Origin of the sequence: Spirosoma lacussanchae (assembly GCF_005870035.1) — a bacterium.
Lineage (GTDB): Bacteria > Bacteroidota > Bacteroidia > Cytophagales > Spirosomataceae > Spirosoma > Spirosoma lacussanchae.
In genome coordinates, this window is the sequence record NZ_SWJG01000003.1 from 61,552 (window position 1) to 82,466 (window position 20,915).

The window sequence follows — 20,915 nt, forward strand, 5'->3', positions numbered from 1 at the left end:
CTACACCGCGTGTGGAAATGTCCGCGTACCTTCATCTCATCGGGTACGAATCCCACAGGCCAACAAACTATGAACCGTTTCTTCACCGTACTGCTGTTGCTGACCGCCCTATCGGCCGTTGCTCAGAAAAATAGACCCGATCCGACCTTTACCCAGGACTGGAAACAGGCCGATTCACTCCTGAAAAAAGGCTTGCCCCAATCGGCACTCGAGATCGTTAACCGGATTTATACCCGCGCCAAAGCCGACCGAAACCACCCGCAGGTGGTAAAAGCGGCTATGTACCGACTGGCCCACCAGCCCTACTCGACCGAAGATGTCCATGCCGAACTGATCGAGTCGCTCCGGCGCGATGTGGCCGAGTCGCCCGCGCCCGCCCGCAATGTGCTCCAGTCCATTCTGGCCGAAACGTACTGGCAGTACTATGAGCAAAACCGCTGGAAGTTCCAGAGCCGCCGAACCGACGATCGGGCCTCGGCCGACCCCCGTACCTGGGATCTGCGCCGACTGGTGGCCGAATCCGTCACCGCCTACGAAGCCTCGCTGAAGCCGCTCGATCTGCTCCGGAAAACGCCCGTTTCCGCTTTCGATCTAATTATTGAGAAAGGCGATGCGGAGTCGCGGCTGCTGCGGCCAACGCTTTACGACTTTCTGGCGCATCGGGCGCTGACTTTTTACCGGAACACAGAACCCGACATCATCCGGCCTGCCAACCGGTTCGCGCTGGACCAACCGGCTTACCTGGCCGATGCGGCCACGTTTCTGAAAACACCGCTCACCAGCTCCGATACGCTCTCGCTCCGATTCCGGGCGTTGCAGCTTTATCAGCGTCTGATGGCGTTTCATGAGGCCGATACCAATCCGTTGCCGCTGGCGGTGCTCGATGCCGACCGGCTGGCGTTCGTGCATCAGTACAGCATCCTGCCCAACAAAGATTTGCGCTACCAGCAGGCGCTGGAGCAGCGGCTCAAATCCATTCGTAACCAGCCAGCCGAGCCGTTCTATGGGCTGGCGCTGGTCACGTTATGGAGCGAACTGAGCAACCAGCGCCCAGCCGGTGGCTGGCGACGGCGGGCGGCTGATCTGGCGGCCGATCTGCTCAAACGATTCCCCCAGACTACGCCCGAGACCACTAACCTGCGGCAGCTGCTCGACCGGTTCAGAACCCCGCTGGTCACTGTACAGGTCGAAGAAGGCAACGCGCCCAACAAACCCATCCGGGCGTCGGTCACGTACCAGAACGTGCCGACCCTCTACTACCGCCTGATTAAAACCAGTGTCGATGATCAGAACCGGGTCGACCGTCGGCAGAATCCCGACGATGGCAAAGGGTTGGCGCGGCAGTATCTGAAACGGCCCGTTTTACTCCAGGGCTCGGTCAGCCTGCCCGACGATGGCGATCTGCAGTCACACCGGACCGAAATAGCCCTGCCTGCCCTGCCGCTGGGGCATTATGTGGTGCTGATTGCCAACAAACCCGATATGTCGGAGGCTACTGAGGTGCTGACCTACACGCGGCTTCACGTGACGCATATCGGGTACCTGATCGGGCATCGGCCGGTGCCGGTTAAACCCGTTGGGTCGGGCCAGTCCGATGATCTCGACAATCATTACACGCGTGACCCCAAGCTGTATGTGCTGAACCGGCAAACGGGCCAGCCCCTGCCCAACGCGCGGGTCGAGCTGTTCGAGCAGGTCTATGTCAACAATTACCAGGAGCATCGGCGGCTCAACACCATGCGCACCGACGCTACGGGCGGGCTGGTGGTACCTGACAAGGTTGTACAGGGCAATCGTAGTTACCGGTTCCGGATCGTTACCCGACTCGATACCATCGATACCGAACCCATATACTGGCCCGGCTACCAGCGGACCGAATCGAACACCGGCGAGGACGAGATCCGGGCGCTGCTCTTCACCGACCGGGCCATCTACCGGCCTGGGCAGCCGATCTTTTTCAAGGGCGTGCTGTACAAAGGCAAAACCGATGACTACCGGGTAGCGGCAGGTACGCAAACGCAGGCCACGCTGGTCGATGTAAATGGCGAAACGGTATCCTCCCTGACGCTGACCAGCAACGCCTTCGGTACGGTAGATGGTCAGTTTACGGCCCCAACCGGTCGGCTGACGGGCGACATGAGCATCCGGATCGAAAACAGCCAGACCAGCGTTCGGGTCGAAGAATATAAACGCCCCACGTTCGAGGTAAAAGCCGCCCCGCTGAAAGGCAGTTATAAACTGGGGCAGCCAGTATCGGTAACGGCTACGGCTAAAACCTTTGCGGGGGCAGTCGTCGACGGCGCTTCGGTACGCTACCGGATTACGCGCCAGCTCAAACCGCGCTGGATCTGGTGGGAGTGGAGCAACTACATACCGACGGGTCGTCAGGGCCTGCCGGTCGGGCCCGAAACCGAAATTGCCAACGGTACGCTCACGACCGATGCTACCGGCGCGGTGTCGCTCACGTTCGTGGCTCAGCCCGACTCGCTCATCGATCGACAGACCAATCCGACTTTCAACTTCGTCGTCATCATTGACGTAACTGACGCGACCGGCGAAACCCGTTCGACCCAGCAAAGCCTCTCGATTGGGTACTCGGCCCTGACGGCTACGCTCAACCTGCCCCCGCAGCTCGACAACCGCGACCAGTCCGTATCCATCCGCGTGACCAACGCCGGGGGCGAGCGCGTACCCGTAAGCGGTCAGCTAACCCTGTCGCCCCTGACTCCGCCCCGGCAAGCCCTGCGCAAACGCCTGTGGGAAGCGCCCGACCGATATGCGCTGAGCCGGGAGGCCTTTAAAAAACTGTTTCCTACGGATGTCTATGCCGATGAAGACAAGCTGACCAACTGGCCCAAAGGCGCTGCCGTCGAGACGGTGTCGATCAACCAGACCGACACGCTGAAGCTGGCCCTGAGCCGCTATCCGGCCGGTATCTATGCCGCCGACCTCCGCGTGACCGATGCGGCTGGCGAGAGCACTACCCTGACGCAGTACGTTACCATTACAACCGAGGCCCAGCCGTTCGTTATGGCCCGGCCCGACGGCTGGGTGAAGGCGCTGAACACTGAAGGCAAACCCGGTCAGTCGGTTGCTTTTCTGCTGGGGGGAGGCCCCGGCCCGGTGCTGATGCGGGTAGCAAACAGGGGAGTAATTCGGGAGGAGCGCTGGATCAAACTGACCGACGAACCCACCCGGGTCGAGGTGCCCATCATCAGCGACTACCAGAACGGAATTTCCGTATGGTTTACAAAAGTGCAGGACGGCCGCAAGCTGGACGTAGCCAAACCCATCACCCTGTCGAAACCCGACCGAACGCTGCGGATCGAAACCCTGACGTTCCGCGATTTGCTTAAACCCGGGCAGGCCGAGCAATGGACGCTCCGGGTCAGCGGGCCGGGTAACGAACAGGTGCTGTCAGAACTGGTGGCTACTTTGTATGACGCATCGCTGGATGCGTTTGTGCCGCTCAACTGGCCCAGTGGTCCGGAAAACCCGATCCTTTTCCATGACGGTGGTTTACAGTGGATGCCAGCCAACTTCAAAACTGTTACGAGCAATCTGTTTTGGTATAACTACCGGGACCGGCAGCCGATCGGCCGCCGGTATGACGCGCTGGCCAGCTTCGGCGGAGACAGGTTGCCTTCGTTGCGGACATTGCAGGAGGGTATATCCGCAGGCTACGGCCGGGGCGGGGCGGGTGTTCTCCGGGCAGCGGCACCCCGCAAGTCGTTAAGCGGAGCCGTGGCTAAGGTAGCGACGATGGAAGAGGCCAGTGATAATGTGGTGGAGTTACGCGAAGCGATAGCCGCCGAAAGGCCGACATCGACTACCACCAGCCCGTCGGTTTCACCGCGCCGTAACTTCAGCGAAACTGCGTTCTTCTTCCCCAAACTACAGACCGATGCGCAGGGTCGGGTGCTGCTCAGCTTCACCATGCCCGAAGCCCTCACGCGCTGGCGGCTGCTGGCGTTTGCGCATACGCCCGACCTGAAAACCGGCTCGTTCGAGCGTACCGTCGTGACGCAGAAAGAGCTGATGATCACGGGTAACCTGCCCCGCTTCCTGCGCGAAGGCGACACGCTCCGGCTAACTGCCCGCGTCAACAACCTGTCCGACAAATCGCTCAGCGGCACGGCCCGGATCGACGCCATCGACCCCGTTACCGGCCAGTCGCTCACCACCGCCCTCTTCGGGCCGGGCCGGGTTTCGCCCAATCAGGCGTTTACGGCCGCTAAAGGACTGAGCGCAGCCGTAGCCTGGACGGTCATCGTGCCTCCCGGGCTGGAGAACGTAACGATCCGCAAATCGGCTTCGGCCGGCGACTTTACCGATGCCGAAGAGCGAACCGTTCCCGTGCTGCCCAACCGGATGCTCGTGTTGGACAGCCAGCCGTTCTACGTGAACGGAGGAGGCAAAAAAGAAGTACGGCTGAATGCACTGGCCAGTCAGTCGCCCGAGTTGCCGCTGTCGGCCGAGCGGCTGACGGTTGAGCTGACCAGCAACCCGGTCTGGACCGCCCTGCAAAGTTTGCCGTACCTGAACGAATTTCCGTACGAGTGTGCCGAGCAGCTGTTCAGCCGGTTCTACGCCAATGCGCTGGCCAGCCGCATCGTCAGCGCCCGCCCCGAGATTCGGGCCGTAGCCGACGCCTGGGCCAAAAAAGCACCGGCCAACCCGCTCGAAACGAACTCCGAGCTGAAAAGCGTCACCCTCGACGAAACCCCCTGGCGACGCGATGCCCGCGACCAGACCCGCCAACAGGCGCAGATCGGCCGGTTTTTGCAGGCAGACAATCTGCTGGCCGGGCAGGAACAGGCCCTGCGGAAACTTCAGTTGTTACAGGCCGCGAACGGCGGCTTCGTCTGGTTTGCGGGTATGCCCATCGACCGAACCGTTTCGCTGCATCTGCTGGCGGGCTTCGGCCACCTGACCCGACTGGGGGTAACCCTGCCCGAAAGTCAGCAGCAGCTGGCTACCGGGCTGCAAACGCGAGCCCTGCCCTTTGTCGATGAAACCGCCCGGCAGTGGGTGCAGATGCACAAACAGCGGAAACAGGCTGGTTACGATACGTTCTGGGCTGTTCAGTACCTCTATGCCCGGTCGTTCTACCCGGCTCAGCCCATAGCCGACAAAGCCGTTCGGGACTATATTCAGAACCACATCACGAAAAACTGGTCAACAATGGGTATTCAGGAGCAGGCCCTGACGGCGCTGGCCCTGTACCGGCTGGGCGATCGTCAAACCCCGGTAGCTATCCTGAAGTCGCTCGGCGAACGGGCTGCGCAGTCCGACGAGCTGGGTATGTACTGGCCCGCCAACAAACCGGGCTATGCCTGGCAGCAGGCTCCCATCGAAACGCAGGCATTGCTGATCGAAGCGTTTCAGGAAATTCTGAACGATACCAAATCGGTTAATGCCATGAAGCAATGGCTGCTGAGCCAGAAACGGACGCAGGCCTGGCCAAGTACCAAAGCCACCACCGAGGCTATTTATGCGCTGTTGCTCAACGGTGATGACTGGCTGAACACTCAGGCCACAACGGAGCTGCGGGTGGGTGGCCGACCGGTCGATGTGGCCGCAGCGGGCCCGGTAGGCTACCAGAAAGTAACGTACCAGCCCGCCGAGATCAAACCGGAGCTGGGCGTAGTCACCGTCAGCAAAACCGGCAGCGGCCCGGCCTGGGGCGGTATCTATTACCAGCACTTCGAACCCCTTGACCGCGTAACGCCCTCGTCGGCCATCAAAACGGCCATGGGCAACCTGACCGTAACGAAGCAGCTGTTTCTGGAACGCGACAGCCCGGCTGGCCCCGTCAGCACGCTCGTCACCGACAAAACCGCCCTGAAACCCGGCGATCGGCTGCGGGTTCGGCTCGAAGTGCGTACCGATCGGGACATGCAGTATGTACACCTGAAAGACAGCCGCGCGTCGGGTTTTGAACCAGCGGCCGACGGCGCCGGGGCCGTTTTGTCGGGCTACCGGTATCAGAATGGACTGGGTTACTACGAAGCCCCCCGCGACGCCAGCACGGACTTCTACCTGGACCAGCTGCCGGTCGGTACCCACGTGTTCGAGTATGGCCTGCGGGTGGTGCATACCGGCGATTATGCGAGTGGGGTTGCTACGATCCAGTGTTTCTACGCACCCGAGCTCGCGGCTCGGTCGGTCGGTACGCGCGTGCATGTACCCGCCCCCGCCGGGCGTTGAGAAGCGGTGGCCTGAGCAGGCGGTTAACAGCGTTCAACGGCTGTTCAGGCCATTTTTGCCGCGGAAGCTGCGGGGCCTGGGGCCGGGTTTGGCGCGGTAAAATGTGTAAATTTGTCGGATGCCTGCTCAACCCGAACAGCCCGCCATTCGCCGGATTATCCATATCGATATGGATGCCTTCTACGCGTCGGTCGAGCAGCGCGACAATCCCGAATTACGGGGTAAACCGGTGGCGGTAGGGGGTTCGCGGGCGCGGGGTGTGGTGGCCGCGGCCAGTTACGAAGCCCGCGTATATGGAGTCAGGTCGGCCATGGCGTCGGTAACGGCCATCCGGCAGTGTCCGGAGCTAATCTTCGTCAAGCCCCGGTTCGAGGTGTATAAGGCCGTATCGGCCCAGATCCGGGCGGTGTTTGCGGACTATACACCCCTAATCGAACCGCTCTCGCTCGATGAAGCCTACCTCGACGTAACCGAAAATCGGGCTGGCCTGCCGTCGGCAACGGACATGGCCCGGCAGATCAAAGCAAAAATCCGCGAAACCACCGGACTGACGGCCTCGGCCGGGGTGTCGTATAACAAGTTCCTGGCCAAGCTGGCATCCGATCATCAGAAACCCGACGGGCTGTTTGTGATCAAACCCGCCGATGGCCCCCGCTTCGTTGAAACCCTGCTGGTCGGGCAGTTTCACGGGATCGGTCGCGTGACGGCGCAAAAAATGAACGCATTGGGCATCTTCACCGGGCTCGACCTCCGCCAGCAGTCGGTGGCGTTTTTGCAGCGCCACTTCGGCAAGGCGGGCCAGTACTACTACCAGATTGCGCGCGGCATCGACGACCGGCCCGTCAACCCCGACCGGGTCCGGAAGTCGGTTGGGTCCGAGAATACCTTCGAGACGGATTTGCATGAGGTACCCGAGCTGCTGGACGGCCTGCACCCCCTGGCCGAGGAGGTCTGGCAGTACTGCCAGGGCCGGGGTATCCGGGGGCGCACCGTCACGGTCAAGATTAAGTTTGCCGACTTCCGGCAGATTACCCGCAGCCGCACGCTGTTATCGGCCGTTCCGTCGCAGGCGGTGCTGGCGCAGGTGGCGGGTGAGCTCTTGCAGAGCGTTCTGCCCGTTAGCCAGGGAATTCGGTTGCTGGGGGTGTCGCTCTCGGGGCTGAATACGGAAGAAACCACGGGCAGTGGTCAGCTAACCCTGTTTGGTGACTAGGATCGCGCCGATGACCGTTCGCTCAATGGGCCGTTTCGGCTGTTAGCCCGGGCGGGCTGGCTTCGACTAAGGGTTCAGATTAACATAGCTGAACGATGAAAACTATACTGACTACCGGGCTGGCGTTGCTGATGGCAACGGGCCTGACCAACTGTGGCGACAAAGAAACGGTAAAGCCATCCGAACAGGCACTGACCAGCTTTATGAGTGCTGAGAGTACCCTAACTCCCAGCGTACGTACTTCCGGCCCATGGGAACTGGGGGTTGTATTCAGCTCGTCGGTGGCGGGGAGGCTTACCCAGGTAGGTAGCAAAATGCCCGAGCCCGGCACGTATCGCGTCATCATCTGGGATTTTGATACCAAACAATCGGTACGGCAAAAGACTGTAGAACAAACCGCCCCCGACAAACTGACCATGGCCGACATCGAATCGCTGGCCCTGGTTGCCAACAAGAAATACGTAATCAGCATCAACAGCCAGTCGGGCGGCACCAACAAGAAATACGGAGCGGCCTACAAAACGGGGGGTGGCGAGTTCATGCCGTTTACCAAAGGCAGTATTCTGGTTTATAATGCCTGCTACCGGCTAACGGCCCCGGCGCTGTTTCCCGACGCTGTACAGAATGTGAAAAGCGAACTGTACGGCTATCCGGAGTTTACGTTTATCCCTGACTGAGCCGGTTCGTAAAAGCCGTCAGTCCGTAACCTCGCGGGCCACGCGCTCGCCGGAGCGTACGGCCCCCTCGATATAGCCGTTCCAGACATCGGACGTCTCGGTGCCGGCCCAGTGGATTCGCCCGACGGGTTGCCGCAGGGCCGGGCCCGCGCTGGTCCAGAAACCGGGCTGCGGCACGGCCGCGTAGCAGCCTTTGCTCCAGGCTTCGTTCAGAAACGAATGGTCGAGGTACCGGCGCGGGCGGGCGGCTTCCGGGCCGAAAAACGTCGCAAACGACTGCAGGGCTGATGCTCGCCGTTCGTTGTCCGACAGCAGCGAGAAGTCCCGGGCTTTACTACCCAGCACAAACCCCATCAGTATACCCTGGCTGCCATCCCTGGGCGAGTTATCGAAGGTAACGCTGATGGGTCCGTCGGGGGTAGCGGCCAGGCCGTTCAGGCCCTGGTCGCGCCAGAACGGCCGGTCGTAGATGGCGTAACATTTCCAGACGGCTCCCATCGGCAGCTGCGTCATCAGCTGCTGTCGCTGGGGCGGCAGGGCGGGCTCGAACCGGATGTCGGCCTGTAACGCGGGCGGAATGGCGACAACAACCCGGCTGGCCCTGTACGTAGTCGTGTCGGTGGTGACCTCTACTTGTGCGTCGGTCTGGTTGATGGTTCGTACGGGGGCGTTGAACACGATCCGGTCGGCGAAGGTAGCGGCCATCCGGTCGGCAATGGTCTGCGCGCCCCCCACAAACCGCTCCGCCTGCGCGCCGTTCTTTACGTTCATGAGCGTATCCAGATCCCGACCCGACCGGATGTAAAACAGCGCATGTAACAGCGAGAAATCAGCCGGATCGGCGGCCCAGATGGCGCCTACGGCAATGGTGAAGAACTGGCGGGCCGTTTCGTAGCCCATCTGCCCGTTCATCCAGTCGGCCAGCGTCTGGCTGTCGAGCTGGCGGGCATTGGGCGTGTTCCAGGGTTCGGCGAGGTCAACCGTTTTCGAGAGTTTATTGATTCGTTTGATGGCCGCGTCCAGACTCAGCAGCGAAAACAGCGGCAGGGGTGGAATGAGGCCTTTGTAGCGTTTGACCTTTCCCCGAAAATACTGGGTGCTTTTGCCGGTATCGTAAGTGGGGAACGTGTCGACGCTGAACGTGCGGCCCAGCGCATACAGCCGATCCTGCGTTGGACCAACCCAGGCCCCGCCCAGGTCGACGTACGAGCCGTCATCGAAGCGTTGCGTATGCACCCGACCGCCTACCCGGTCGCGGGCTTCGAGCAGCAGCACGGTTTTGCCGGCTTTAATGAGTTCATAGGCCGCGGTCAGACCCGCATAACCCGCTCCCACGACAAGTACGTCGTACGGCTTTTTATCATCGGTCATGGTTGGTTCAGGAATCGTACCCTAACCTACACAAAAACCATGACCTGGTAAAGAAATCACGCCTGGCTCCAGCGGGGCGACATGTCCATAGCCGCAACCAATGCCATTCAAGATTTAGCCCCGCTGGGGCTGTATATGGTTCCTATCGCTATGGGCTGATAGCAGATCGCCCCTGCCGGGCTTAGGTGCTGGCAGGGGCGATCAGGATACTAAATGAATTGGCGTCGGCGAGTCAGCTGGATGGCAATCGAACCGCCGGTCAGTTTATACGATGGCGTCGATGAGGGCCGTAATGATGGAGACGACAATACTGAACAGCAGTGCGGCTATGAAACCACTCACGGCAAAGCCCGGAACCAGGTAGGCCGTCAGATAAACCATCAGCACGTTCAGCACCAGCAGAAACAGACCCAGGGTCAGAATCGTAATGGGAATGGTAAGAACCGTCAGGATCGGCTTGATAAAGGCGTTCAGGAAACCCAGTACAATGGCCACGATCAGGTAGGTAGCTGGCCCGCCCGATACGGTGATGCCCGGAATGAACATACTGGCGACGTAAACAGCTACGGCGCTGATAAGGATGCGAATGATGAGACCCATAGTGGAAAGTTTTCAGTGATCGGTTATTCGTTTCGGAAAGTCGAAACTGCAAATTTTAACCGACAACGGAAAACTATTGTTTAACGTGACGACTTTGCAGCACGGCAATGATATCGTCGAGGTCTATGTTTTTCTGTTCCAGCAGCACCAGAAAATGGAAGAGCAGATCGGCCGCTTCGCCCTTGAAGAGGTGGTCGTTATTGTCTTTAGCCTCAATGACCAGCTCTACAGCCTCTTCGCCTACCTTTTGCGCAATCTTGTTGACGCCTTTTCGGAACAGCGACGCCGTATACGACCCATCGGCCGGATTGACTTTCCGGTCGTGGATGATGTGCTGCAGGTAATTGAGAAACTGGCCCTGCCCTTTGTTGACTTCATCAAAGCAGGTGTCGGCACCCGTGTGGCAGGTTGGCCCGGCGGGGTGAACCTTGATCAGGAGCGTATCGCCGTCGCAGTCGATCCGTATCTCCCGCACGTGCAGAAAGTTATTCGACGTTTCGCCTTTGGTCCAGAGCCGTTGTTTGCTGCGGCTGAAAAACGTAACGACCTGCTCGGCCAGGGTCTTTTCGTAAGCCTCGCGGTTCATGTAGCCCAGCATGAGTACGTTACCCGTATCGGCATCCTGAATCACGGCCGGAATCAGCCCATCGGTCGATTTGTCGAAGTTAATGTCGGAATTCATACTGCAAAGGTAGGGGCTTAGGATCGAATCGTCCCTACAAAGGCACGGATGCTCTCGGGTGAGGTGCCATGATCCTGCAGATGGCGAATAAAGGCACTCCCCACAATGGCGCCGTTGGCGTACTGACAAGCCGTATCGAAGGTCTCGTGGTCGTTGATCCCGAATCCGATCAGGCGGGGGTTGCGCAGCTGCATGGCGCGAATCCGGTCAAAATAGGCCCGCATCGGTTCACTGATGCCTTTGGTCGAGCCCGTAATGCTGGCTGAGGAGACCATGTAGATAAACCCGTCAGATTCGGCGTCGATGTGCCGGATGCGCTCATCTGAAGTCTGGGGCGTAATCAGATTCACGTTCAGAATACCGTAGGCTCGGAAGGTCTCGGCATATTCGGCCAGAAACAGGTCGAGCGGCAGGTCGGGCAGGATAACACCATCGACACCTACCGCGCGGCATTGCTGGCAGAAGTTCTCGACCCCAAACTGAAGCACCGGGTTAATGTAGCCCATGAGCAGAATGGGCACCGAAATCTCCTGGCGGCAACTGGCCAGCTGCGCGAACAACGTCCTGAGCGACATGCCGTTCTCAAGCGCTTTCCCGTTGCTCTGCTGGATGGTTTCGCCATCGGCAACGGGGTCGGAATAGGGCATGCCAATCTCGACCAGATCGACGCCGGCAGCCTGCAAGCCGCGCAGTATGGTCAGGGTATCGTCGAGGTTGGGGAAGCCAGCGGTAAAATAAACGTTCAGCAGTCGGTCGCCTTTCTGGGCAAAGAGGTCGGTTATCCGGTTTCGGGTAATGGAACTGGTCATGGCAAGTCGTTAAACAGTCATCAGTAGGCGGGCGAAGCGGTCAGGTACAGTCGCCTGTGTGGGGCTTTTCCCGGCCCGTAGTCGCAGACCCGGGCCGGGGCTTTGGTTTTGTCTGCCCAAACCACTGTCTGGGTCTGCGACCACGGACAGGGTTTGGGCAGACAAAGCCAACTCACAAATATTTCGAATAGGTGCTCAGGTCTTTGTCGCCCCGGCCCGACAGGCAAACCACGACCACGTCGGTGGGGGTAAGGCCCATTTTGGGAAGGGCTGCCAGCGCGTGGGCGGTTTCGATGGCGGGAATGATGCCTTCGAGTTTGCTGAGGTTGAAGCCAGCCTGCATGGCGTCATCGTCGGTAATGGCGTAGAAATCGCCCCGGCCCGTGTCGAACAGGTGAGCGTGGAGCGGGCCAATGCCAGGATAGTCGAGCCCCGCCGAAATGGAATAGGGTTCGGTAACCTGTCCGTCTTCGGTTTGCATCAGAATGGTCCGGCTGCCGTGCAGTACGCCCGGTTTGCCGAGCGCTGTGGTCGCAGCCGAATGGCCCGACGATACGCCCAGTCCGGCGGCTTCGGTAGCTACCAGCCGTACGGCCGGTTCGTTCAGGAAGTGGTAGAACGCGCCAGCTGCATTGCTGCCGCCCCCTACGCAGGCCACTACATAATCGGGATTCTCACGACCCGTTTTGGCAAACAGCTGCTTCCGGATCTCTTCCGAGATAACCGACTGAAAGCGCGCAACCATATCGGGGTACGGGTGGGGGCCAACGACCGAGCCGATGATGTAATGGGTATCGACGGGGTTGTTGATCCAGTGGCGCATGGCCTCGTTGGTCGCATCTTTGAGCGTCTGGCTCCCCGAGGTAGCAGGCCGCACTTCGGCGCCCAGCATCCGCATCCGGTCAACGTTCGGTTTTTGCCGCTCCATGTCGATGCTGCCCATGTAAACGATGCATTCCAGCCCCATCAGCGCGCAGACCGTTGCCGTTGCCACGCCATGCTGACCGGCCCCGGTTTCGGCCACGATTCGTTTTTTGCCGAGCCGCTGCGCCACCAGGATCTGCCCAATGGTATTGTTGATCTTGTGAGCGCCCGTATGGCAAAGGTCTTCGCGTTTGAGGTAAACCGTAGCGCCGACCTGCTCCGACAGCCGCCTGGCCAGAAACAGGGGCGTTGGGCGACCCACGTAATCTTCGAGTAACTGCTGAAATTCGGCCTGAAATGCGGGATCGGCCATGATCTGCAGGTAGCTCTGCCGCAGTTCTTCAACGTTCGGGTAGAGCATTTCCGGAATGAACGCCCCGCCGAAGCGGCCGTAAAAACCTTTATCAGTAACGGCAAACGAGGTTTGCGGTTCGAGGGTAGATTGCATCGTTGACTAAAATTAGCGGGCTCCTGCGGGTGAAGGCCGATAATCGGCCATGTGGTCTATGCGGTTGAGGAGGCCCGGAGTGGCTTACGTTTTCTGGCTACTGGTTGCCCTGGCGGTCGCGGAGAATGGCCGACAGGTCAGCCTCTTTCAGGCTTTCCCGAGCCTGCTCCACCTTTTTGTCGACAAAGGCTTGTACGGTAGGGTGAAGCTTATCAGGAATGGGTGGTACAGAGAATTTCTCTGCTGTTGTTTCCTCAGACGTTTTCATAAGCCTATTGATTTCGTTGAAACAGAAAACCAACGTACTGATGTCCTTTGACGAAAGGTTCGTATTGCTGGTCGTTCCGTTTTCCATAAATGGTGAACAACCGCTGAGCCTCATCGAGTTCTCTTGTTATCAGAATCCGATAAAGACGAGTTCGCTTATCATCACTCCCCTGGACATAAATCAGTTTGTCTGGATACTGGTCTGAAAAGGCCAGCATGGTTTGAATAACGGTGGCCATCACCTGATTTATATCCTGATTATTAGTCGTAACATCATCGGCGAGGCTCCCGTCAGCCTGCACATCTACAAGGGCAAGATTATAAACGGAGCTACTGATAGGGGAGTAGATGACAAGCTTTGTAACAATTTTACTGTCACTTACACTGTAGAAGCTGTAATAGAGCCCCTGGTTACGGCTGCTAAACGGATAGGCGGGTTCGTTCATGCCGGCAAATATACTTTTGTCGGCATTGGGTAGCGCTAAACTTCTTCCTCTACGGGTCTTAGCCGGTCAATCAGTTCTTTTACCTGCGCCACGTCTTTGATGCCGGGGGCGATTTCAACCTGGCTATTGACATCAACACCGTACAGCTTCATGCCTTTCAGCGCATCCAGCTGGTCGAGGTTGTGCAGGCCGATGCCTCCGCTGATGAAAAACGGCTTTTCGTTGTCGTAGCGGCTCAGGATACTCCAGTCGAAGGTATGTCCGTTGCCGCCGGGCTGATCGCCTTTGGCATCGAACAGAAAAAAGTCGCACTGGGCTTTGTAGTTGTTCAGCATCGAGAAGTTGAACGACCCATCGACCCGAAAAGCCTTGATCAGGCTGATGCCCCGGTTGCGCAGGCTCCGGCAGTACTCCGGCGTTTCGTTGCCGTGGAGCTGTACGTACTGGAAGTCATATTTCTTAACCGTTCGCAGAATGAAGTCCGGACTGGCGTTGACAAAGACGCCTACTTTCCGGATCGAGCGGGGCAGTTCTTTCACCACCGTCTCGTCCAGCGTATCGCCCACGAAGCGGGGCGACTGATCGTAGAAAATAAACCCGATAAAGTCGGGACCAAGGGCGGCAACCTCACGGAGATTGTCGGCATCGCGCAGACCGCACACTTTGATTTTCATGGTAGAAACGAGTTAGATGGGTACAGCAGACGTTAACGTATATTGATGAATAAGTGTGGCCAGCGCAGCCGCCGGGTCCGTGGTTTTCATAAAAGCTTCGCCGATCAGGAATCCGTCGAACCCGGCCCGGAACAGCGTTCGCATGGTTTGAGCATCGTGCAGGCCACTTTCGGTGATTTTGGCGAACGTATCCGGAATCCGTTCCACGAGCCGCAGCGAGGTCTCGACCGATGTCTCGAAGGTTTTCAGGTTTCGATTGTTGACGCCTACCAGATCGACGGTATGCGTCAGCGAACGGTCCAGCTCGTCTTCGTCGTGTACTTCCAGCAATACCTGTAAACCCAGATCCTGCGCCTGCATGCTGAGGGTAGATACCTCGTCGGGCGTCAGGCAGGCCGCGATCAGCAGGACCAGGTCGGCTCCCCAGGCTTTGGCTTCGAGGAGCTGGTAAGTATCGACAATAAAGTCTTTGCGAAGAATGGGCGTGCCGGGGTTGGCGGCCCGGGCGGCCTGCAGGTCGGCGGGCGTACCGCCAAAAAACGGCTCGTCGGTCAGTACGCTCAGTACCGCTGCGCCTGCCTGTACATAGCCCCGGGTGGTGGTGGCCACGTCGGCAGTACCGTTGATGAGGCCTTTAGAGGGAGACCGGCGTTTGAATTCGGCAATGATGCCGGTTGATCGAAAGTCCTGTACCGCATCGCGCGCCGACAGCGTGGGGCGTTTGAAGTCAGGCATCTGTTCCAGCGCCGACCGGGGTGTTTCGGCCTGCCGCTGGGCTACTTCGATTCGTTTCTGGGCAATGATTTCGTCAAGAATTGTCATCTCATAAACAGGCAGACCTCCCGGTCTGTCCAGCCGCTAGGCTAAGTAACTCGTTCGTATTACTATTCTGGTTCTGCTATCGAAAACTATTCGTTCGTCGTGAAAACCTCCCGGCTCCACGACCCTATATACTGGTTCTACGCAATCAGCCGGTCAAACGCCTGCCGGGCCCGGCCACTCTCCAGCGATTCGCGGGCCATCAGGACGCCCTCCTCGCGGGAGCTGGCCTTACCGGCGGTGAGCAACGCTATCGCCGAGTTGGCCAGAACGGCTTGGTTCTGAGCCGCTGTACCCTTGTTGTCGAGCACATCCAGAAAGATCTGGGCCGACTCGTCGAGGGTATGTCCGCCCGCCAGCGATTCCGGGGTCAACGTGTTCATTCCCAGGTGTTCGGGTTCCAGTACCTGCTCGGCCTGGTTACTTATCATCTTGAACGCTCCCGTCAGCGAAATCTCGTCGTACCCGTCGAGGGCGTGAAGGATCGTAAACTGCTTACCCGATTGCTGATAAAGGTACGCATAAAGTCGAGCCAATTCAAGACTAAACACCCCTACGAGCTGTTTTTGGGGTTTGGCCGGATTCACCATCGGACCGAGCACGTTGAAAAAGGTTTTTACGCCCAGGTCTTTCCGGATAGGGCCTACGTTTTTCATGGCGGGGTGAAACAGCGGAGCGTGCAGGAAACAGATACCGGCCGTCTCGATCTTGCGCTCCAGCTCGCCAACGTCGTTGGTAAACCGGTAACCCAGCCGCTCCAGCACAGTCGATGACCCGACCAGCGACGAAACGCCGTGGTTCCCGTGTTTGGCCACCCGCTGCCCGGCTCCTGCCACTACGAAGGCCGACAGGGTCGAGATGTTGAAGGTGTCCTTACCGTCGCCCCCGGTGCCGCAGAGGTCCATGGGGTCATAGGCTGCCAGGTCGACCGGCAGGCAGAGTTCCAGCATGGCGTCGCGGAAGCCTTCGAGTTCTTCCACGCGCAGGCTCCGCATCATGTAAACGGTCAGAAAGGAGGCTATCTGAGCCGTATTATAGTCGCCCCGGCTGATACCGATCAGGGTTTGCCGGGCCTGATCTTTCGAGAGCGTTTTGTACTCGAACAGGTGATTGAGAATTGCTTTCATTTTTCAATTAGTGAATGAGTGTTTGGTCGCTGGCTTATTCGCCCATTCACTCAATTGGTCATTCGCTCAATGGGTTAGCCAGTTCTGGATCATTTTTACGCCGTTTTCGGTCAGTACCGATTCGGGATGAAACTGTAGACCCCGTACGTCGTAGCGCGTGTGGGCCAGAGCCATAACGCGGCCGTTTTCGTCGATGGCGGTGGTGCGCAGGTCGGCGGGCATCGACGCCGGAACAACCGTCCAGGAATGGTAGCGGCCTACGGTCAGCTCGGCGGGGATGCCGGCAAAGAGTCGTTCGGCGGTGTCGGTCACGGTGGCCCGGTGCGCCACGCCATGCAGCACGTCGCCCAGGTTTTCGAGCGTGGCGCCATACACTTCGCCGATGCCCTGGTGGCCCAGGCAGATGCCCAGGATGCTTTTCGTAGGGCCGTGTTCCCGAACCAGGTCCTGCATGATACCCGCTTCGGACGGGATACCCGGCCCCGGCGAGAGCATGATTTTGTCGTACTGACCAACAGCCTCAACGGTCAGTTTGTCGTTCCTGACCACATCGGGCCGGTATCCCAGTTCCCGCAGGATGTAAACCAGGTTGTAGGTGAACGAGTCGTAATTATCCAAAACTAAGAGTTTCATAAGGATTTTGCCTGTTCGATGGCCATCCGGAGGGCAGCCAGTTTGTTGTGTACTTCCTGCACTTCGCTCTCTACGACTGACTTGGCCACCACACCGGCCCCCGCCTGGTAATAGAGCGTATTGTCTTTGCTCATGAACGTGCGGATCATGATACAATGGTTGAACTCACCGTCGAAACCCATGTAGCCGATGCTGCCCGAATAGAACGACCGGCTCAGGTTTTCGTAGCGGTCGATGAGCCGCATGGCCATGTGTTTCGGCGCGCCCGAGAGCGTACCGGCGGGGAAGGTTTCGGCCACGATCTGTAGCGGGTCGGCCGTTTCGGTCAGGTCGCCGACTACTTTCGAGACGAGGTGGATGACGTGGGAGTAGTACTGAACCTCCTTGAAGGTTTCGACTTTTACCACGTCGCAGTTGCGGCTAAGGTCGTTACGGGCCAGGTCGACCAGCATCACGTGCTCGGCCGATTCTTTGGGGTCGTCGTAGAGTTTCTGAGCCAGTTCCGCATCGTGCGCATCGTCGCCGGTGCGCCGGAAGGTGCCGGCAATGGGGTAGATGGTGGCTTTGCGGTCTTTCACCACAATCTGCGACTCGGGCGATGAACCGAAGAGTTTGTAGTTGCCGTAGTCGAAGTAAAACAGATACGGCGAGGGGTTGAGCGACCGCAGCGACCGGTACACGTTGAACTCATCGCCCACGAACGGCATCTCGAACCGGCGCGACAGTACGATCTGGAACACGTCGCCCCGCTGGCAGTGGTCTTTCCCTTTCTGCACCACGCCCCGGAACTCATCGTCCGTAAAGTTAGACTGTTCGGGCCCGGCCGGGCTAAACGAATAGGTTGGGTAGTTGCGGCCCGTAATCAGGTCGCCGATGTCGTTGAGGGTAGAGGTCTCGGGTTCTGCTTCGTTAGCCTGCAGGTAGCTGTGTTCGAAAAGGTATAGCTCGTCTTTGAAATGGTTGATGGCGATAACGTACCGATACACCGCAAAAACGGCCGCCGGAATCTGGTTTTCGGCCGGAACGGGGGCCTGTAGCCGGATGTCTTCGAAACTTTGTACGGCCGGGTAACCGAAGTAGCCGAACAGCCCATTGGTGATGAACGAAAACGGCAGCTTCTCATGCTGAAAGCTGTCTTTGAACTGCTGCAGGGCCGTGAGCATGTCGGCCGACTCGACCGTACGAACCTGCTCCGACTGGCCGGGGAGCTGAACCGTCAGCTGCTGCCCTTCGTACGAGAACCGCGCTACCGGGTCGAAGGCGATGTAGGAGAAGGAGTTGTCGTTCCCGTGGTAGTCGGAACTTTCGAGCAGGATGCTGTTCAGAAACCGATCGCGGATACGGAGGTAGATGCTGACGGGGGTAATGATGTCGGCCAGCATCCGCTTGTATCGGGTCACTACACGGTAGGTAGTTGCTGGCGGGGCGGAAAGGGTCATTGTAGCGTTGTTAAGAGTGATTCGTTAGCGATTAGGACAAAAAAATAAGGCTCACCGGGATGACGGTGAGCCTTGTGTATGTTCGTTTATGAACAGCATAGGGGCAACCCTCATCCCGGATAGGAAGAGTGCCACCACCAAATCATGCTTACAGATGCCTTGTTCACAATTGTTATGTCGTTTTCGTAGCGTGCCACCAGGCTGCGCTTCGTTTATTTGTCGGGGTGGCCTGAATGGCCCTGCGTGATTCGAAGGCGAACGCGCCCCCGGCCACAACCTCTACATCCCCAACGTAGCGCGCTGTCAGGCAACGCTTCGTTTATTTGTCGGGGTGGCGGGATTCGAACCCACGACCTCTACGTCCCGAACGTAGCGCGCTACCAGGCTGCGCTACACCCCGAATGGGCCACAAAGGTAAATACATTACCTATTCTTGCGAAAATTATTCGGTAACTTTTTTTGCGATAAAAGCCGCTAACTGGTCGGGTATTTCCCAGGGCAGGAGGTGGCCGGCCCCGTCGCAGCGGGTGATGGTGGCCTGCGGCAGGTACGGCTTTACCATGGTTTCCTGTACGTCGGGCGGGAGTGCGCGGTCTTCTGACCCAACGATGATGGCGACCGGAACCGCGATGTGGCGCATCCGATCCGTAATGTCTTCGTTGCTGCCGTGTTGCAGCCAGGCGTCCCAGGCCGGTTGGGCGGTGCGGAGGTCATCGGTAATGATCTGCTCGCTCGCATCGCCCGAAACGGCTATTTCGGTAATGTTCTTGAGTGTCTTCTCGGCCGATGCCCGCTGGCCGTGTCCGGTCAGGAGTTTCTGCCGTTCGTCGTCGGGAATGGGTTCGGGGCAGGGGGGCGAGGGCGATACCAGTATTAGCTGACGCAGGCTGGCAGGCTGCCGGGCGGCTACGGCCAGGGCTACCTTGCCGCTCATCGAATGCCCGACCAGTACGTAGGGGCCTATGCCCATTGTGCTAACCAGCTCCTCTACGTCATCGGCCATGTCGTCTACCGAATACCCCGTTCCGGGCGCGTCGGAGTGACCGTGACCGCGCAGGTCGAGGGCTACGCAGTGGTAACGGTCGGCCAGTTGATTCATGACCCGCTGCCACTCCATCGATGAGCCACCGAAGTAATGCATGAACAGCAGGGTCAGGCTGCCCTGACCCTGCTCGCGAACGTTCAGGTAGATAGAATTGACGGGGTGGCGCATCAGACAGGTACTTTTAAGCGGGCGGGCCGGTCGGTCACCTCCAGAATTTCGCCGTAGGGAACGATGGTGATCTGGCCAAACTCTTTCAGCAGGCTCTTGTAGGCTTCGGCAACGGGCCGGGGCTTCCGGTCAAGATCGAACAGGCCACACTCGTTGACGTGGTTGTTCAGCTCGCCCAGCTGCGAATCCCAGTCGATCTGATCGATGAGGCTGTACCAGGTAAAACCGAGCACCGGAACCCCGTCGCGACGCATGCGCATGATGCTGACCCACTGTTTGTAAAGCCATATGGGCGCCTGATCCGCTTCGAAGACGTTGGTTTCAGTATGCATCACGGGCATGTGGTACCGCTCGTAGTAGTCGCGGGTGATTTCGTACCAGCCCAGTACGTCCATCGACGTTTCGACCCGACCGTCGGGCAGTTTGATGCGCTCGTTTCGGCCGTAGTAGTCGTTGCCCATGATCTGGTAACCCGGCGGTTTGCCGGCCATGAACCAGTTGTACTCGTCGCGGGTGAGGCCGTTATCCATCATGTACATGCCCACGGTGGTCGAGGGCGGATTGGCGTAGAGCAGATCCAGCGACAGGAACCGCAGTTCGTTGTCGAGCTGCGTAGCGGCCGAGGGCGTGGCGCAGAGTTCGTGGATGTATTCAGCGCTTTCGCTCTGCACGATGACACAGTCGTTCCGGCGCTTGGCAATCTGCTGATTACCCATGATGCTGGCAGCTACGCAGTGTTTCAGCGCCGTAACAAAGCCCCGGTCGGTTTTTAGCTGCTCGTTCCAGACGCCGTCTTTGCCGCTGATCCGGGCCGTCACGTAGATCTCGTTGACGGGCGTATAGTAGCGCACCCAGGGGTAGCGTTCGGCAACGGCCGCGCAGAAATCGGAAAAATGAACCGGAAGCTCGGGATTCTGAAAATCGCCGATCCAGTCCGGAACGCCGAAGTGCATCAGGTCCAGAATCGGCGTGATACCGAGTCGCTTGATTTCGGCCATCGCCAGATCGGCAAACTCCCAGTCGAACTGGCCGGGGCCTTTGTGCATGCTGTAGTAGGGCAGGCCGTAGCGCAGTACGTTCAGCCCCATTTCTTTCACCAGCCCCAGGTCTTCTTTGTACCTGTCGTAGTGGCCGCACTCGCGCAGCTGATCGCGCCGAACGGTGCCGTTTTTGATGGTCGGGTACGAACATTCGATGCCGGTAGCGAACATGAAGTTGCCCGGGTTTCCGTCAGGAAGTCCGCTGCCATCGTGGCCACCCGCTCCGCCGAACTCATCACCGTCGTAATTGCCGTCGCCGAAGCGCTTTTTTATGTTATCCAGAAAACTCATACGTGCAAAAAATAAGAGAGCAGGCATCTGCC

General features: G+C 58.8%; 17 protein-coding genes and 1 tRNA gene. 3 read left to right on the plus strand and 15 right to left on the minus strand.

Annotated features, from left to right (window positions below; all coding sequences use genetic code 11):
- Positions 1 to 69 precede the first annotated feature (69 nt).
- From FBR45_RS13515 to FBR45_RS13525, 3 genes are all read left to right on the plus strand, one after another.
- Positions 70 to 6,210 (plus strand): alpha-2-macroglobulin family protein, encoded by a 6,141-nt coding sequence (locus tag FBR45_RS13515; RefSeq protein ID WP_138503211.1) that lies wholly within the window; start codon positions 70 to 72, stop codon positions 6,208 to 6,210.
- 118 nt (positions 6,211 to 6,328) lie between these two features.
- Positions 6,329 to 7,423, plus strand: a complete 1,095-nt coding sequence (gene dinB / locus FBR45_RS13520; RefSeq protein ID WP_138503213.1) for a DNA polymerase IV — start codon at positions 6,329 to 6,331, stop codon at positions 7,421 to 7,423.
- Between the two features lie 95 nt (positions 7,424 to 7,518).
- A complete protein-coding gene (locus tag FBR45_RS13525; RefSeq protein WP_138503215.1) occupies positions 7,519 to 8,100 on the plus strand; it encodes a DUF4082 domain-containing protein in 582 nt (193 codons plus the stop codon).
- A gap of 18 nt (positions 8,101 to 8,118) precedes the next feature.
- Here the strand turns inward: FBR45_RS13525 and FBR45_RS13530 are convergent, their stop codons facing one another.
- The 15 genes from FBR45_RS13530 to FBR45_RS13595 form a co-directional block, all read right to left on the minus strand.
- Complete coding sequence (locus tag FBR45_RS13530) at positions 8,119 to 9,471, minus strand: flavin monoamine oxidase family protein (protein WP_138503216.1); 1,353 nt, start codon at positions 9,469 to 9,471, stop codon at positions 8,119 to 8,121.
- A 264-nt stretch (positions 9,472 to 9,735) separates the two neighbouring features.
- Entirely contained in the window at positions 9,736 to 10,071 is a 336-nt protein-coding gene (locus tag FBR45_RS13535) for a phage holin family protein (protein WP_138503219.1), read from the minus strand.
- A gap of 73 nt (positions 10,072 to 10,144) precedes the next feature.
- Positions 10,145 to 10,753, minus strand: a complete 609-nt coding sequence (gene hisIE, locus FBR45_RS13540; protein WP_138503221.1) for a bifunctional phosphoribosyl-AMP cyclohydrolase/phosphoribosyl-ATP diphosphatase HisIE — start codon at positions 10,751 to 10,753, stop codon at positions 10,145 to 10,147.
- 17 nt (positions 10,754 to 10,770) lie between these two features.
- Positions 10,771 to 11,562 (minus strand): tryptophan synthase subunit alpha, encoded by a 792-nt coding sequence (gene trpA, locus FBR45_RS13545; protein ID WP_138503223.1) that lies wholly within the window; start codon positions 11,560 to 11,562, stop codon positions 10,771 to 10,773.
- Positions 11,563 to 11,734: 172 nt separating this feature from the next.
- On the minus strand, positions 11,735 to 12,934 hold the full coding sequence (gene trpB / locus FBR45_RS13550) for a tryptophan synthase subunit beta (protein WP_138503225.1): 1,200 nt from the start codon (positions 12,932 to 12,934) through the stop codon (positions 11,735 to 11,737).
- A 97-nt stretch (positions 12,935 to 13,031) separates the two neighbouring features.
- Entirely contained in the window at positions 13,032 to 13,202 is a 171-nt protein-coding gene (locus tag FBR45_RS26375) for a hypothetical protein (protein ID WP_171044890.1), read from the minus strand.
- A gap of 4 nt (positions 13,203 to 13,206) precedes the next feature.
- Positions 13,207 to 13,647, minus strand: coding sequence for a DUF6934 family protein (locus FBR45_RS13555; protein ID WP_138503227.1), 441 nt, complete (start codon positions 13,645 to 13,647; stop codon positions 13,207 to 13,209).
- 35 nt (positions 13,648 to 13,682) lie between these two features.
- Positions 13,683 to 14,321 carry a phosphoribosylanthranilate isomerase gene (locus tag FBR45_RS13560; protein WP_077924172.1) on the minus strand — a complete coding sequence of 213 codons (639 nt, stop codon included), beginning with the start codon at positions 14,319 to 14,321 and terminating at the stop codon, positions 13,683 to 13,685.
- 12 nt (positions 14,322 to 14,333) lie between these two features.
- Positions 14,334 to 15,143 (minus strand): indole-3-glycerol phosphate synthase TrpC, encoded by an 810-nt coding sequence (gene trpC / locus FBR45_RS13565; protein ID WP_077924171.1) that lies wholly within the window; start codon positions 15,141 to 15,143, stop codon positions 14,334 to 14,336.
- Between the two features lie 137 nt (positions 15,144 to 15,280).
- A complete protein-coding gene (gene trpD / locus FBR45_RS13570; protein WP_138503229.1) occupies positions 15,281 to 16,267 on the minus strand; it encodes an anthranilate phosphoribosyltransferase in 987 nt (328 codons plus the stop codon).
- Positions 16,268 to 16,333: 66 nt separating this feature from the next.
- Entirely contained in the window at positions 16,334 to 16,900 is a 567-nt protein-coding gene (locus FBR45_RS13575) for an anthranilate synthase component II (RefSeq protein WP_138503231.1), read from the minus strand.
- On the minus strand, positions 16,897 to 18,339 hold the full coding sequence (locus FBR45_RS13580; protein ID WP_138503233.1) for an anthranilate synthase component I family protein: 1,443 nt from the start codon (positions 18,337 to 18,339) through the stop codon (positions 16,897 to 16,899). The genes FBR45_RS13575 and FBR45_RS13580 overlap by 4 nt, the downstream gene beginning before the upstream one ends.
- Positions 18,340 to 18,665: 326 nt before the next feature.
- Positions 18,666 to 18,739, minus strand: a tRNA-Pro gene (locus tag FBR45_RS13585).
- Positions 18,740 to 18,781: 42 nt separating this feature from the next.
- A complete protein-coding gene (locus FBR45_RS13590) occupies positions 18,782 to 19,552 on the minus strand; it encodes an alpha/beta fold hydrolase (RefSeq protein ID WP_138503235.1) in 771 nt (256 codons plus the stop codon).
- A complete protein-coding gene (locus FBR45_RS13595; protein WP_138503237.1) occupies positions 19,552 to 20,883 on the minus strand; it encodes a family 1 glycosylhydrolase in 1,332 nt (443 codons plus the stop codon). Before FBR45_RS13595 ends, FBR45_RS13590 begins: the two co-directional genes overlap by 1 nt.
- Positions 20,884 to 20,915: the final 32 nt, after the last annotated feature.

Excerpts from the sequence above, each read along its gene's own strand:
- FBR45_RS13515 (WP_138503211.1), top strand. The coding sequence starts at position 70 with ATGAACCGTTTCTTCACCGTACTGCTGTTGCTGACCGCCCTATCGGCC.
- dinB (WP_138503213.1), top strand. The coding sequence starts at position 6,329 with ATGCCTGCTCAACCCGAACAGCCCGCCATTCGCCGGATTATCCATATC.
- FBR45_RS13525 (WP_138503215.1), top strand. The coding sequence starts at position 7,519 with ATGAAAACTATACTGACTACCGGGCTGGCGTTGCTGATGGCAACGGGC.
- FBR45_RS13530 (WP_138503216.1), bottom strand. The coding sequence starts at position 9,471 with ATGACCGATGATAAAAAGCCGTACGACGTACTTGTCGTGGGAGCGGGT.
- FBR45_RS13535 (WP_138503219.1), bottom strand. The coding sequence starts at position 10,071 with ATGGGTCTCATCATTCGCATCCTTATCAGCGCCGTAGCTGTTTACGTC.
- hisIE (WP_138503221.1), bottom strand. The coding sequence starts at position 10,753 with ATGAATTCCGACATTAACTTCGACAAATCGACCGATGGGCTGATTCCG.
- trpA (WP_138503223.1), bottom strand. The coding sequence starts at position 11,562 with ATGACCAGTTCCATTACCCGAAACCGGATAACCGACCTCTTTGCCCAG.
- trpB (WP_138503225.1), bottom strand. The coding sequence starts at position 12,934 with ATGCAATCTACCCTCGAACCGCAAACCTCGTTTGCCGTTACTGATAAA.
- FBR45_RS26375 (WP_171044890.1), bottom strand. The coding sequence starts at position 13,202 with ATGAAAACGTCTGAGGAAACAACAGCAGAGAAATTCTCTGTACCACCC.
- FBR45_RS13555 (WP_138503227.1), bottom strand. The coding sequence starts at position 13,647 with ATGAACGAACCCGCCTATCCGTTTAGCAGCCGTAACCAGGGGCTCTAT.
- FBR45_RS13560 (WP_077924172.1), bottom strand. The coding sequence starts at position 14,321 with ATGAAAATCAAAGTGTGCGGTCTGCGCGATGCCGACAATCTCCGTGAG.
- trpC (WP_077924171.1), bottom strand. The coding sequence starts at position 15,143 with ATGACAATTCTTGACGAAATCATTGCCCAGAAACGAATCGAAGTAGCC.
- trpD (WP_138503229.1), bottom strand. The coding sequence starts at position 16,267 with ATGAAAGCAATTCTCAATCACCTGTTCGAGTACAAAACGCTCTCGAAA.
- FBR45_RS13575 (WP_138503231.1), bottom strand. The coding sequence starts at position 16,900 with ATGAAACTCTTAGTTTTGGATAATTACGACTCGTTCACCTACAACCTG.
- FBR45_RS13580 (WP_138503233.1), bottom strand. The coding sequence starts at position 18,339 with ATGACCCTTTCCGCCCCGCCAGCAACTACCTACCGTGTAGTGACCCGA.
- FBR45_RS13590 (WP_138503235.1), bottom strand. The coding sequence starts at position 19,552 with ATGCGCCACCCCGTCAATTCTATCTACCTGAACGTTCGCGAGCAGGGT.
- FBR45_RS13595 (WP_138503237.1), bottom strand. The coding sequence starts at position 20,883 with ATGAGTTTTCTGGATAACATAAAAAAGCGCTTCGGCGACGGCAATTAC.